The organism is Pedobacter frigoris (assembly GCF_032678645.1).
GTDB lineage: Bacteria > Bacteroidota > Bacteroidia > Sphingobacteriales > Sphingobacteriaceae > Pedobacter > Pedobacter frigoris_A.
Genome location: NZ_JAVTSP010000001.1, coordinates 48,986 through 63,075, shown reverse-complemented (window position 1 = coordinate 63,075; position 14,090 = coordinate 48,986). Strand labels below are relative to the sequence as shown.

General features: G+C 41.1%; 12 protein-coding genes. 6 read left to right on the top strand and 6 right to left on the bottom strand.

The window, feature by feature from the left end; genetic code table 11:
- Positions 1 to 111: 111 nt before the first annotated feature.
- Positions 112 to 1,620 (bottom strand): hypothetical protein, encoded by a 1,509-nt coding sequence (locus R2Q78_RS00365; RefSeq protein WP_316787811.1) that lies wholly within the window; start codon positions 1,618 to 1,620, stop codon positions 112 to 114.
- A 638-nt stretch (positions 1,621 to 2,258) separates the two neighbouring features.
- Here R2Q78_RS00365 and R2Q78_RS00360 point away from each other — a divergent pair.
- A complete protein-coding gene (locus R2Q78_RS00360; protein WP_316787809.1) occupies positions 2,259 to 2,657 on the top strand; it encodes a helix-turn-helix transcriptional regulator in 399 nt (132 codons plus the stop codon).
- A gap of 157 nt (positions 2,658 to 2,814) precedes the next feature.
- Positions 2,815 to 3,357 carry a hypothetical protein gene (locus tag R2Q78_RS00355; RefSeq protein ID WP_316787807.1) on the top strand — a complete coding sequence of 181 codons (543 nt, stop codon included), beginning with the start codon at positions 2,815 to 2,817 and terminating at the stop codon, positions 3,355 to 3,357.
- 9 nt (positions 3,358 to 3,366) lie between these two features.
- Here the strand turns inward: R2Q78_RS00355 and R2Q78_RS00350 are convergent, their stop codons facing one another.
- Positions 3,367 to 4,083 carry a LytTR family DNA-binding domain-containing protein gene (locus R2Q78_RS00350; protein ID WP_316787805.1) on the bottom strand — a complete coding sequence of 239 codons (717 nt, stop codon included), beginning with the start codon at positions 4,081 to 4,083 and terminating at the stop codon, positions 3,367 to 3,369.
- Positions 4,064 to 5,110, bottom strand: coding sequence for a sensor histidine kinase (locus R2Q78_RS00345; protein ID WP_316787803.1), 1,047 nt, complete (start codon positions 5,108 to 5,110; stop codon positions 4,064 to 4,066). Before R2Q78_RS00345 ends, R2Q78_RS00350 begins: the two co-directional genes overlap by 20 nt.
- A gap of 156 nt (positions 5,111 to 5,266) precedes the next feature.
- On the opposite strand from R2Q78_RS00345, the gene R2Q78_RS00340 reads away from it, so the two are divergent.
- The 4 genes from R2Q78_RS00340 (at position 5,267) to R2Q78_RS00325 (ending at position 7,932) form a co-directional block, all read left to right on the top strand.
- Positions 5,267 to 5,443, top strand: coding sequence for a hypothetical protein (locus tag R2Q78_RS00340; protein ID WP_316787801.1), 177 nt, complete (start codon positions 5,267 to 5,269; stop codon positions 5,441 to 5,443).
- A 495-nt stretch (positions 5,444 to 5,938) separates the two neighbouring features.
- Positions 5,939 to 6,400, top strand: a complete 462-nt coding sequence (locus tag R2Q78_RS00335) for a MauE/DoxX family redox-associated membrane protein (RefSeq protein ID WP_316787799.1) — start codon at positions 5,939 to 5,941, stop codon at positions 6,398 to 6,400.
- A 193-nt stretch (positions 6,401 to 6,593) separates the two neighbouring features.
- Positions 6,594 to 6,815 carry a DUF6520 family protein gene (locus R2Q78_RS00330; protein ID WP_316787797.1) on the top strand — a complete coding sequence of 74 codons (222 nt, stop codon included), beginning with the start codon at positions 6,594 to 6,596 and terminating at the stop codon, positions 6,813 to 6,815.
- A gap of 82 nt (positions 6,816 to 6,897) precedes the next feature.
- Positions 6,898 to 7,932 (top strand): hypothetical protein, encoded by a 1,035-nt coding sequence (locus R2Q78_RS00325; protein ID WP_316787794.1) that lies wholly within the window; start codon positions 6,898 to 6,900, stop codon positions 7,930 to 7,932.
- A 1-nt stretch (position 7,933) separates the two neighbouring features.
- Here the strand turns inward: R2Q78_RS00325 and R2Q78_RS00320 are convergent, their stop codons facing one another.
- From R2Q78_RS00320 to R2Q78_RS00310, 3 genes are read right to left on the bottom strand one after another with little or no spacing between them, the layout of a single operon-like run.
- On the bottom strand, positions 7,934 to 9,265 hold the full coding sequence (locus R2Q78_RS00320) for a TlpA family protein disulfide reductase (RefSeq protein ID WP_316787792.1): 1,332 nt from the start codon (positions 9,263 to 9,265) through the stop codon (positions 7,934 to 7,936).
- 19 nt (positions 9,266 to 9,284) lie between these two features.
- Entirely contained in the window at positions 9,285 to 10,655 is a 1,371-nt protein-coding gene (locus tag R2Q78_RS00315) for a RagB/SusD family nutrient uptake outer membrane protein (protein ID WP_316787790.1), read from the bottom strand.
- 55 nt (positions 10,656 to 10,710) lie between these two features.
- A complete protein-coding gene (locus R2Q78_RS00310) occupies positions 10,711 to 13,947 on the bottom strand; it encodes a SusC/RagA family TonB-linked outer membrane protein (protein WP_316787789.1) in 3,237 nt (1,078 codons plus the stop codon).
- Positions 13,948 to 14,090 lie beyond the last annotated feature (143 nt).

Below are 14,090 nucleotides of genomic sequence, written 5' to 3'. Positions count from 1 at the left end.
TTTGTTGAGTGATGATAAACTGAAGTGCTAATCGTTCTGATCTGCAGGTTAATAATATATAGCAGCAAAGGAATATCTGATACCTGCAACCTATCTGCATCTATTGTATAATTATGTGGCGTTTACAAATCTTAGAATAACAGGTGATCGAAGCCCTTTATCGCGCCACCACACATCATATAACACCTGTATCGTTCCATACCATCTGCTGTTTATTTTGTAGGATTTTGTTATCCCTAATAAAAGCGCTTCGCTCCAGTTCTGGTTATTATGTGGCGAGGGTTGTAGCATTGGTGTGCTTGTTTCTTTCGTGCCGCTGAATGCTGCCTGCCGGTAGGTTCGTTCGTACCCTGCATAGGCACCAATCCCATACTGCCATTTCCAGTCAAGGAATGTCCTGAATCCTATCCCTTCAAACGTAAACCTGATCGAGGACCAGTTTTGGCCCAGCCCTATATCTCCTGCTATACCTATGCCAGCACTTAGCTTCGGTGTCTGCCTATAAGCCAGGCCTGCAGATAGCGTGAGGATGGCCGGACGTGGGGTGCCATCGGCTGTAGTGGCTGCCCTGGCCGTATTGAAGCTATATTGCTTTTCTACCCGGTGCCAGAAAGGTAAGCCGCGCATCGGGTTCACTTTAAACGATGGCTTGCCGGTATTCTTAAGGGCACTGAGGCTTTGCTTTGTTTCTTTTACCTGGCCATGCAGGGTCTGCGCTTTGTCCTGCCACTGGCTCACCTCTTTACCAACATTGCCCTGAACAGCCTGTAGGCTGTTGCCAAATTTCTGCTGCAGTGCATTGTTCATCATTCTCTTCGTCATGAAGCCCATTTTTTCTAAATCATCCGCACTGGTGGCACTGTTCATGCTATTGCCCGGCTGGCTATTCAATGCTTTGTCAAGGCTTATATCAAATCCTTTTGTCCCCTGCAGGTACTCCAGTGCTTTCTCTTCAAGCGCTGACGGGTCTTCGGCTATCTTTTTCCATTCGTTCATCTTTGCCTTAGCATAGAATAACTCTTTCTGAATACCGGTAATATTGCCTTTACCACCTGCTATACTTTGCAGGTTGAGCGCATGCTTGCTGGTGAGATCGGTGATATACTGATCGTAGGCCAAGCGGTTTTGCAGGTTGCTCAGCTCCTGGCTGTAGCCTTCCAGCCCGGTAGTGACACCGGCATTGTTTAAAGTACTTAAACCACTGTTTACAGTACTCCCTGCCTGTCCTGCTTTGCGCTGCAGGAAATTGTAAACGCCTTTAAGAGAATCGACAGCTTTCTGTCCGCCTTTTAAGGTCTTTGCAGTGATTGTGGCACTGTCGGGGTGGCGGGCCAGCTTCGAGATCGAATCGTAGGTAAGCGGATCATTCTTAAAACGTGCATACGCTACAGAGTCGGTCCGTTTCAACCGATGTGCCAGCCGCTGTTCTTTACGCTTTAATTTGTTGAGTAAATTCTTTTGGGTCCGTTCCAGTCGTTTACTGTACTTATCCAGTGCATGGATATTGATGTCCATGTAGCGACGCCCCTGGATATACAAGTGTTCGTTTTCTTGTGCTTTGGCCGATAAGCTAAAGCACAGGACACCAGAAAACCAGATCAATATGAGTTTGAGCCTCATAGTTAGAGCATGAAAAGATAATTGTGATTGTTTGCAACACTATGCTGGATACAGGCCCAAGGGAAATAGTGGAGCGCAGAACAAAGGTATCTTCACTAATGACATCTCAAAATGAAGGAAGACATCCTGGCGGTTAAATACCTTTGTATTTTACAACAGGTCATTCCAATACATAATCAAATGAATTTATTTCATATATTTATTATGTATTTAGTTTATTTTCTAATTGTTTCAAGATTGAAAATTATAAAGCATTTATTTCGCAACTAGATAAGAAATTACTTAATAAATGGCCCTCTGCAGGAGTGGAACAGTTAGGCACAATTGCTTCATATATGGCAAAGGAAATCTACAGAATATTATGGCAATATATTCTTATAAAACAATGTAGCTAAGTTCATTTCTACCTCAGTGATTGTATTTTACTAAACAAATATATCGGAGAGAAAAAATACAGGAAAAACTCTGCTGAAAAAATCAGGTCTTTTCCTAAAAAATACAGGAAAAACACCCTTGCCTATATCAATATTTTATGCGATAAACCGAACCATTTTAATGTAGGATTCTCTTAATTTGACTCCCAGATGGGATCGCGTTTATTTCTATTGTATTTTCGGGTTAAGAATCAATTATCAATCATGATCCCTACAATTCACCACGGTCGTAATTTAAAGCGATTAAGGAAACTTTTGGATATTACCCAGGAGGTTGTTGCTGGCAAACTTGACATTGTACAGCAGGAATATTCAAAAATCGAACAACAACAAGAAATTGATAATGTTCTTTTAGAACGGATTGGAGCCATCTTGCGTATTCATCCCGATCTTATCAAAAACCTTGAAGAACAATTGATTCAGAATGTGCATCAATATGAAGGTAATAAGGGTGTAGGGTTTGACTGCCGCAAGGTTGATGTAGAGATGTATGAACGACTGCTTGAAGAGAAAACCCATAATGCAAAACTTCAAGAACAATTAATCAAACAAAAGGATGAATACATTGAGCTATTGAAACAGATGGCAAAAAAAGATGATTAAGGCAATATTTAGAGGCAATGTATTAACTATTAAACCTTTCCTGTCAATAATGTATAATACAATTTTTCCATTTTCTAATTTTTCCTAGTATTGCGCAGGCTTTACGCTTTCAGCCCTACCGGCTGTATGCGTTACTATAACTGCTAAACTTACTTAAGTGAAAAATGAATTTGCCCTATTTGAAAGTATGATTGCGGAAATGCAGGATCTTTCAAACCCTTACCAATTTGACCTCACATTGCTGAGCAGCCAGGTAGAAGCTGAGCAGGAACGGGTGTTGAACCACTTTAGAAATTATGAGTCGAGCAGTAATGAGGAAGGAATCTTTTGGGAGATCATTAGTTTTCATTACCACCACCTACACCACGTTCAGGAAAAGGGCTTGGCTTTGCAATCAGCTCCTAAAGCTATTCTCATGGATTCCCTACAGTTCATTAGGCTGCAGCTTGGCATTTATTTCCACCAGATCGCACACAAGCTTTCGGAACCGCTAAACCAGAATTTTAAGTTTATCCTCAATCCAATTGCAATGATTGAGCTATTGACGCTGACTAAAACCTCGGCGGCGTTCCGGCACATTTCCACACATCACCTTATTGAAGCTTTGCTCAATGGCCGGTGTATTGAAATTTTAATGAACGGAAGTTTTTCAAATGAGCATTATGCGAAGATGGGGATTTTTAATGAGGGCCAGAGTTAGAGGACTTTACTAACGCTTTATCTTTTCAATGAATTCACGCCTGTATAATCTGCCAATGGGCAGTTTCTTACCATTCTTCATCAAGGCATGATTACCGTCGATCGAAGCTACTTTATTCAGATTGATTAAAAAGGATTTATGGATGCGCATGAATCCTTTATCAGCATATTCTTTAGCCAATTCTTTCATTCTGTTGCTGCAGACTTTGACCCTACCACTGCTCAACGCTACCTTTATAAAATAGTCCAGACCTTCAAAATATTCTATGTCTGCTTTTTCGAATAATACAAGCCTGCCATCCACTTTCAATGAAACCTTAATGAGCTGATCTTGCAGTTCAGCGATTCGTTGCAGCTCTATTCTACTGACGGCTTTTTTGATGGCTTTTTTGAATCGTTCCAGTGTTGCATTCTTCATCAAAAAGTCGTCAGCATCATAGTCAAATGCCGGCAGCGCATAGTTCTCGTATCCTGTGATGAAGATGATATGAGCAATAGTGCCGATCTCTAATGCGACATCAAAGCCGGACAGTTCGGGCATCTGAATGTCCAGCAGGATAATGTCGGCCGTCAGTTCCTTGGTAAGTAGTTTTTGAATCGCCACAATTGGATTGGTTTCATATCCAATGAGCCTCAGATTTTCTGTTTGCTCAATGTGCTTAGCAAAGACTTTTATCGGGGCCAATTGGTCGTCAATAATCAGGATATCATATTTCTTCTCTTCCATAACGCACAATTAAATTCAGTTCATAAAAATTATCCTTTACTCCGTGCTCTAGTGTGTATGCACCGGGGAACCGGTTTTCCAGCTTGGCAATGGTGTTCTTCATCCCTATTCCTTCAGGACTTTTGATCTTAGTTTTCTTTATTGGATTTGTTGATTGGTACTGGAGTTGCCAGCCATCAAATGTGATGGTAATAAGGGTGGGGGTTTCTTTACTCCTGAAATTGCCATGCTTAAAAATATTCTCTACAAAGTTTACTAAAAGCATCGGTGGAATGGTCACACGTTCTGCGGCTGAGTCAATATTCAAAATGCACTTTACGCTGATCTCATCATTGTAAAGCAGCCTGTGAAAGTTGAGATAACTTTCAACCTGATCGACCTCATCACTCAGCGGTACATTCCTGATCTTACCAATATCCATCGCAGAATAGCGATATATACTTGCCAGTTCAAGTATAGCTTTTGAGGCATCTGATGAGAGTGGTTCAACAATGGAATTGATAAAGGTGAATCCATTGGAAAGTAGATGAGGACTGACTTGCGTGTGGTTGTATGCAAACTCCAATTCCTTTTGCTTAGCAATGGCTTGCTGTGCTTGTCTTTCACTATCATGTCCCCTTCTGTAGAAATCAACGACAAGAGCATAAGTCAGGACAAATCCTCCGCGGATATAGGCAACAAAAATGAAAGGTCTGCTGAATTCATATTCTACATTGTGCAGATCGAGATGCAAAGCTAGTAGCTGTCCCAACAAATGAAATCCAACATATGCAAAACTCAAAAAGATATTTACTACTATAAAAAGAAAGTAACGCCCAACACTCGTCAATTTAAATAATGAAAGTGTAAACAGAGCAACTAAAAAAAATAAAATGTCAAAAAAGTAGACAATACTTAAGCCTTGAAATGCTTTGATATCAAGCATATTTTTAAGTATTACTATACTTCCAAATTGTTCGTGGCTAATAAATAAAACGATTGCCAATAGAGCATAAGTAGGAACTAAACTTTGTTTTGCTTCTTTCATAATCACATGTATCAGTTGTCAAACCAGTTTTTAGGAACTAAAAAATGTCGTTCACCGCTATTTTTTGTCGTTCACGGGTTAAATTTTTCAAAGGGTTTTGGGATATATATCTTTAGTTCATTAAAGGATTAATTATAAACCAAATCAAAAATTATCATGAACAATTCAATTAAAAGGTTAACCAGTACCAGTAAAACCTTATTCAGATTTAAGAACAAGGCCGCTGAATTAAGTTTTGACACTACGCTTTCAACATTAGCAACTACGACTACAGTTCCAACTGCCAGTTATACTTGTACACCAACAAGTTCAAACTGTCCAACAGGGAGGTAAATTTTAACGGAAGTATGCTATGAATTGTGTTGGATTTAAAGTGGGGCTTATTTTTAAAGAGCAAGAAATAACAAATTATTACTGCTATGACAACAAAAAACATTCAATTATCAAGTTCAAGAAAGGTTCTGTTTAAGGCACCATCAGCCTTTGTGGGTTATGATACAACTCTGACTTACACGACTACAACTACTACCATTCCAACCTTGAGTCATACCTGCACACCTACGAGCTCGACGTGTCAAACAGGTAGAAGGTAGGATTTCGTAATTCTGTGTGCTGTAAACAGCTTTCCTTAAATGATGTTATTTGAGAGTGCTGTTGGAGTTTTAGGTTAGGGTTTACAGCATACTACTTACAGATAATCATCAAAGTACATCAAACTTTCAACTTTTATGGCCTGTACGGGTCGATTAACATATCATATTTTCTATAGCATAATTATTACAAAGTTTAATAAATAGAATTGCATTATTAACCTTCAAAAGTTGCACAATGCGCGCTCAGAAAATTTTTACCGAACTCACCATATTTCTACTCATATTATTGTGGGTTTATGCTGCAGTAAGCAAGCTACTGGATTACAATGCATTCACCATCCAATTAGGCCAATCACCGTTGCTCACGTCCTTTGCCAGTACCTTGGCTATATTAGTGCCCGTAATTGAACTTATCATCGCAGTATTGTTACTCAGAAAGCGTACAGCGGTCGCCGGCTTATACTGTTCCTTGTTTTTACTTGTTCTTTTTACCTGCTATCTGTTTGCCATCCTAAACTTTAGCACATCAGTTCCTTGCTCTTGCGGAGGCATTATTGGGCGTTTTTCCTGGTATACTCACATTCTTTTCAATTTGTTCTTTATTGCTATCAATTTTGTAGAAATACTTATGCAGCAAAAACGTCCGGCCCCTACTGACCTTACGAAAAACCTAAGGATATCCTCCGGATCTACTTAGCATCGACTTGCTACTCATTCTAAATATCACATTACCCATACCGATTTAAGGAAACTTTCGCCAGAACAACCCTGCATTCTGGTGGAACAGGATCGACATGTGCAGGCATTTCTTCACCGCTGATAGACTTCAACCTCAAAGGAAGTCAGCACCCTATTTCAATCATTCTTAAAAACTGTAAAACAGAAACATCATGAAACATCTCAAATTATCTCTTGCCGCCGTTGCCTTTTTACTTGCCACCGGAACCGCTTTCGTAAGCCACGGCATTACCGCTGGCTGGTATGAGCCAAGCTATCCTCAGGATCAAACGGCTAGCCCGGCTCCTCCGTCACAATGTACAGGCAACAAAGCGCTTTGCTCCACGCAGTATGATGCCAATGTGAATGTGTTGGCCACGCGCCGCTTCCAATAGCAATTGGAAGACTTAAGCTACTGCTGAATCTTAAGCTACTGGTGCCAGTAGGTGCCAGTAGCTTTTATCAAAACCTACATCCATGAAACAAAAAACTATTTTATTGGTGACTATTTTGCCGATTTTAATAATTGTTGGCTTGTGGTCGTTGTCTGAAATGAAAGCCAGTAGAGACAATGGATTTCAGCGGAAAAAATCATACTTGTTACTTGCGCCCAGCCATATCCTTCAATGTTCCCAGCCTATCAAAGAGGTGGCAGCTATAACAAATTCATTTGCCTACATTACTACCTTATCACCTGGTCAAATAATCGTTACCGATCACAACGGAATAGAAAAACAGGTGATGAGATTAAACGTAGATAGCATAGACTTCCAGGAGACCGCCATTGATTTCCCGGATGCCTATATTATTGGAGGTAACAAGCTCACTGTTTATAAGTGCAACCTTGAAACCCAGACTTCGCAAAAACTACATCCTCCCGGACCAATGTTAACCAGGATTGCAAGTCTTGGCAATGGAAAGTTTGTGTTTAGGCAATTTAAAAACGGCATCAGAGACCAGGTTTTTACAAGATATAATGTCAGGTCCAATTCATTTCATAGTAGTAAGCTGTTGCCCCAAAGTTTCAATGATGGTGGCGTCATAACAGATGGTATGCTGCATTATGATTCCGTAACAAACAGGATTTTATATGTATACTTTCGCCGGGGTGTTTTTGAATGCCTCGATACAGCATTAAATTTGCTTTCGAGCTACAAAACGATTGACACCTTTTCAACTTTTCAGAACACCTCAGCAAGGATAAAACAGAGATATTCTTTTTTGTCCTTTACCTCACATGACCCTGCTAAATTTATCAACTATTCCTCTTGTTGCGCGGATGGTTTGTTATACGTGTTCTCAATGGCCAGGGCAGACAATGAAAAACCAGAGTATTTAAGTAAGAATATGCCAATTGATGTCTATGCGATTAAGAATGGAAAATATCTGGGCAGTTTTTATCTGCCAATGATAGCGCATGAAAAAATCCAATCCCTGAAAGTTTTAGGGAATCTGCTCATCGCTGTTTACTATACTCAGGTTGGTTATTATAAAATTCCCTCTTTTTCGTAATTCAGGAGACCTTACGGGCAATCACCATAACATCCATTTCCTTTTCGCCTTTGATAAAGTCCAGGCCATACCTTTTAAAGCATTTACGGATCTCCTCTATAGCTGGAAACTTTATCGGATATTCATTCTTGATAAATTCAACATCCATTAGCAGGGATTTTCCCAAACCTGTTTCATCCAATATTGGCGCTACATTTTCAAAGCCCGCTAAAAAACTTATCACAGATGGTAATGGAACATTTCTAGCTTCACCTTTAAATAGAAATGATTTCTGAATCTCTTTCAAGCGGTTTGATTTATCCTCCCCAGTCACCCTTACTATACGCCAGCACTCGATTTTCCTCTTTTCTATCGTAACTGTGATCTTATCCTGGGCTCTGTTAAGATCAGCCATCATGGCTTCATAAAAACGCTCTGCGGGGAGCGCTTTGGGCAAGCTCAGCTCGTAACAAAACCCATTAGTAGTTATCCATGCCCGACCTGCAAGCCGCCCATCGGGCTCAGTCAATTCTGCTGTGTCGATATCTTTGTAAACGGTCGTGCGCCGGTTATAAAATGGACTTGCTCCTTTGGTGAACGCTAACCGATAAAGCTGTTCCAATGAAGCATTAGTAGCAGTATACCGGTACATGTTTCCTTCTGGATCGAAACTACGTTTATCTTCTCCAGAAAGTCTATCATTAAAAGGCGCCAGTATGGACCGTGACAGGAAATTCTCACCATTGCCTCCGTTACCCTGTACAAATAATGGCTTGCTGATGTCAAAATTCATATCATCGTTTTTCACCGGCAGAATAAGGTCTTTTATCAATGCTTTTTTTATCGTTTCAGCAGAGACTTCCTCCCCTTGTGAAATAGCGATGACAACGCCCTTAGAGTCGATCCAAACTTCATGTGGTAATCCTCTGTGTGGAAACCATTTACGAAACGTACTGTCACCTACATACAACGGCAGCCTGTTTGCCTTTAAATTTGAATTACGACCTATAGCCTCTACAACTTCCGCCTTGCTTTGATAAGTTACCGGAAGGATAACCAGCTCATCTTTAAATTGATCCTGCAGCTTATTTAATTCTGGAAGCGCTCGTACACATGGTACGCACCAGGTCGCAAACAAATCCAGGATAAGTAGTTTTCCCTTTCTCATTTCTGAAAGACTTGTACTGCCGGTTTTATGGTTTAGAAGACCTGAAAGCATTAAGTCAGGAATAGTGTCACCGACGGTAAAGCTTCTTACGGGTTTCTGAACTTTGGAAGACTCTTTATTTTGTGCCGCAGCTGTTAAAAAGAACGACAACATGAATAGAACGGATATAATTCTTAGTGATTTCATTGTGTTTTTAAGGTTAGGTTTAATTGCCGGAGTAGCCAGGATTCTGAATAAGTTTCTGATTCGCGTTAATCTGGTCTAGCGGTATTGGCCACAGGTCGGCAGTTGGTTTCCAGGTTGGCTTTAATGCACCGACAACTTCATTCAGCTTCCCGGTTCTTTTAAGATCAAGCCACCTGTGACCGAACTCTACGAAGAGTTCCGCTTTTCGCTCTTGCGCTACTGCATCAATACATTGGGAAGAGGTGAGGGTTTTAGATAGATCATTCAGACCTGCCCTTTTTCGTATGATATTCAGATTATCTATAGCGTCACTAATATGATTAAGATTGGCGTTTGCCTCAGCACGTATCAGGTATAGTTCGGCGGCTCTTAAAACAATCAAATATTCGTTCAGAGGGCTTCCTGAAGTTATTTTATATTTATGGACATACCTGTATGTTATTCCCAATTCGACAGAGGTCCCTATCCACTCAACAACGCGCTGGTCATTTACTTCAAAGCCTTTTACAAAATCTTCTCTCAGAGGGTACGATGGACTCTGGGTATCGTCATAGGGTATCAGAGAAGGAGCCACAAATGTATTGCGGTAACCGTCCACCGGCATGAGCTGCCAAATGGTTTCTGCACTGTTTTTTAAAAACACATCGTTTAACGATGGTAATGGGCTATAAACGCCTGATTCAATCACCTTGGTCGCTTCAACAGCAGCATTCATCCAATCTTTCTGGTATAAATAAACACGGCCAAGTAATGCTGTGGCAGCCCACTTATTGGGGCGTACCCGTTCATTGGTAGCATAATCGACAGGCAATAAAATTTGAGCTTCTTTCAGATCAGCAATGATCTGTGAATATATTTCAGCCTTGGGCGTACGCGCTGTTTCAGCGTTGGTAATATATTCTGTTTTAGTAATCAGAGGGACATCTCCAAATAAGTTTACCAGGTAGAAATAAGTAAAGGCCCTGACAAATTTTGCTTCTCCCAGTAGCCTGTTTTTAGTTCCTTCCGTAACCCTATTGGCACTATTTAAGCCTTCTATACAAGCATTGGCAGCATAGATATAATTATATCCCCATGACCAGCTAGCACTGATTTCTTGGTTATCTGACAGTATATTATTTGTGTAAAATTGCACCATCGCAGGGTCATAGGTCCACGGGAAGTATAATTCATCAGAACCCAACGAGGTGAAAATGGTCGAGTTGTAGCTGTGCAGCCTGTTTGTTTGCATCATATTGCTATAGATGCCAATGATCGCTGCTGTGGCACTTTTGTCATCGGTGAATACAGATTTCCCGATCAATTGATCTTTGGGAGGAGGGATATCTAAAAATTTTTTGCAACCAAGCAGGCCGGCAGAAATCAACATTACAACGAATACTGTTTTCAAAAAGTCCAGGTTATATTTTTGGAAAAAAAAATAGTGATTTTTCATGTCTATCTTATTAGTAAGTAAATCGTACACCAGCAGTTAGCACTCTTAATTGTGGTAGATAGTCAGCGCTGAATGCGCTGCTTTCCGGATCATTTCCTTGGAACTTTGTAAGTGTAAACAGGTTTTGCCCCTGGACAAAAAAGGTAAGTGTTTCTGCTTTTATCCGGTCGGTCCAAAACTTAGGAAGAGCGTATGATAGCGATGCATTTTTCAAACGAATAAAAGAGGCATCTGAAAGCTTACCATCAGATAGATACGCGAGATAATAGTATGCTAAACCGGCATCGCCACTGCCGAGAGGTTGCGTACTGTACCGCTGTATGTTGGAATTATCCCCTTGGTTTTTCCACCTGTTTAAAACAACGTCCGGTTGATTAATCATTGAGCCGGGTGTACCTGAAAGATTTGAGCTGAAATAGTTATTCCCCTTTTGCTTTACAAACTGGAAAAACAAGTCGAGCTGTATTCCCTTATAGGAGAAGGTATTTTGTAAACCACCGTAAAATTTGGGCGTCACATTCACCATGCTGCTGAGATCTGCAGGATAGGATGTTCCTTTAAATTGATAGATACCTGTTTGCGTATCCACGCCTGTCAATTCAAAAAGTCTGCGGATATCCAAAGGTTGACCAACTACGTATATACTGGAATAGCTGGAATTTTCGATACCCGGAAAACTTATCAACTTGTTTTTTGAAACAGTGACATGGAGGGAAGTTGACCAGCTAAAGCTCTGCTGCTTGATGGTAACGGCTGTAATGGAAATTTCATAACCGGAATTCTGTACTACAGCTGGAAAGTTTCGTAACAAACTTCTGAAACCAGTTTGACTGGGAACCGTATAATTCACCAGCTGGTTACTGCTTTTATTCCTAAAGTAACTGGTATTAATCAACAACCGATCCTTGAAAAACCCCAGTTCGATTGCGGTTTCCAGCTTATGATTGATTTCCCAGGCATAATTAGGATTACTCAAAATAGTTGGCTGTAAACCTGATGTTCCCTGATAAGGATTGTATGTGGGAGACCAGGTGTCTAAAAACTTATAGTCTCCAATCTTATCGTTTCCGGTAATCCCATAGCTACCCCTTAACTTACCATAACTTAAAAAGGTCAGCTGTTGCTTGAATACATCTTCTTCTGAAAATATCCAGGCAGCTCCTACAGCACCAAAATTTGCAAACTGATTACCACTTCCGAATCGTGAAGAGCCGTCACGCCGGCCGGTTAGATTAACAATATATTTATTGGCAAAATTGTAATTGATCCTGCCAAAAATTGCCTGGTAACGGTACTGGCTAAAATTTACTGTCGATGTCAGGCTTGCGGCGGCGGCTGGGGAGCCAATCAATGCATCACTGGAAAAGTCATTCGCATTAATTGTCGTTCCATCAACTTTATCCTCCTGCCAGCTCCCGCCGATAAGCGTACTGACTGTATTACGCCCAATACTGAATTTGTATTCAGCCTGCGGTTCTATGATCCAGGTCCGGACGATATTATTTCCAAACTGGGACGAACTTACCGGACTGCCAGCCGGATCAAACGATACTTTAGGTTTCAACAAAGTTTGCCTTAAAATCGTGCTGGTATAGCCAAAATTTGCCTTAATCTCCAAGCCTTTTAAAATTCGGTAACCGGTCAGAAGATTACTTACGAGGTTATCAGTATTTGCAGTATACGGCTGCATCGTGTATCCCAAAGGATTTGCGAATTGAACACCCCCTTCGCTCCAGTTTAATTTCCCCTTATCATCATAAGGCAAGGGGGCATTAGGAACCGTATTTATGGCGCTGGTCAGATCTGTTCCGATTAGGTTATTCTTATCATTACTAAAGCTGGCAGTCAGCCTTGCATAAAATCTGTCATCTTTTGATTGATGATTGAGATTTAAATGCACGTTGGCCCTATTGTCAGCAAGGTCACCGGGCATTACGGTAGTCTCCCTGTGATAATTGGCACCAATCAAAAACTGTGTGCCATTACTTCCTCCTGACAGGCTTGCCTGTGCATTGGTTGAATGGGCTGTTCCCCCAACTAACAATTTCTTCCAGTCCGTATACCTGGTCGTATCCCAGACCAAAAGATCTGGCGCATTTTCAACTGTTGGCTCGATACCATCATTTTTAAATGCCTCCCTTCTCATCGAAAGATATTCCTGTGTATTCAGGTATCGCATGGATCGGGTTAACTTCCCGACTCCTGTATAAACGTTCCCGGTCAATTTTGTTTTACCCTCTTTTCCTTTCTTGGTAGTGATCAGAATGACACCGTTTGCACCGCGGGAACCGTAAATAGCTGTTGCATCCGCATCCTTTAATACATCGATACTTTCGATGTCTTCCGGGTTGATATTATTGAACGGACTTTGACCGGTAATTCCGTCATTTCCTCCAACGAAATTATTAAGTGTATTCCCATTGAATGGAACGCCGTCTATTAAAAACAAGGGCTCGCTACTGTTCTCTATAGAAGTACGGCCTCTGATTTGAATTTTAAAGCTGCTTCCCGGTAACCCTGAATTCTGAGAAACAACCAAGCCTGGAATCCGGCCAGCCAGGGTAGCAAGGGGATTAGCTACTGGCTGTTTTTCTATTTCCTTAGCGGTAATCCGGCCTACGGCGCTTGTACTTAGTCGCTGTGTTGTCGTTCCATAGGCAATCACTTGAACTTCATCGAGCTTCGACAGGCTTCTTTGCAGGGTTATGGTCACCTGGTCCTGTGCGGTAACCTCTGCATCCTCAAACCCAATATAAGAAACAAGTATTGTTGCTCCCGGTTGAACATCATTAAACTTGAATCTGCCCAACTCATCAGTGGTAGCTTCACTTTGAGTGCCTTTTATTCTAATTGTTGCGCCGGGCAGCGGCTGCCCGTTTTCATCGGTGACCTTTCCATTGATTGGTTTTCGCTGTTTGGGACTTACTGGTTTGCTCTCCAGGGAGATCGGCTTTAAATGCACTGTTATTGTCTTTCCCAGGACTTCATAAACTAATGGTTGACCTTTGAGACATGCATCCAATGCATCAGTCAATTGTGCTTTTTGAATCTTGATTGATACTTTACCTGCCTTTTCCAAATGAGAATTGTTATACCAAAGCTTATAACCACTCTGCCTGGAAATTTCTTCCAGCACTTCTTTTAATGGCACATTTTTACGCTCCAGGGTGATCTGCTGAGCGCTTGCTGACCCTGAAACTTTCAGGACGGCAAAGCTGATAAATAGCAAAATGAAACTTAGCTTCATAACAATGCGCTTAATGGTTGAATAGCCGGGTCTGATCCACTGGGATCGCCGCAGGATTCTGCTACCGCAGCCAGGGCTGCAGTACATAATTTTTTTCATACTTTTGGTTGGGTTTAGTTGATCGTGTTTACTGCATAGTCTGT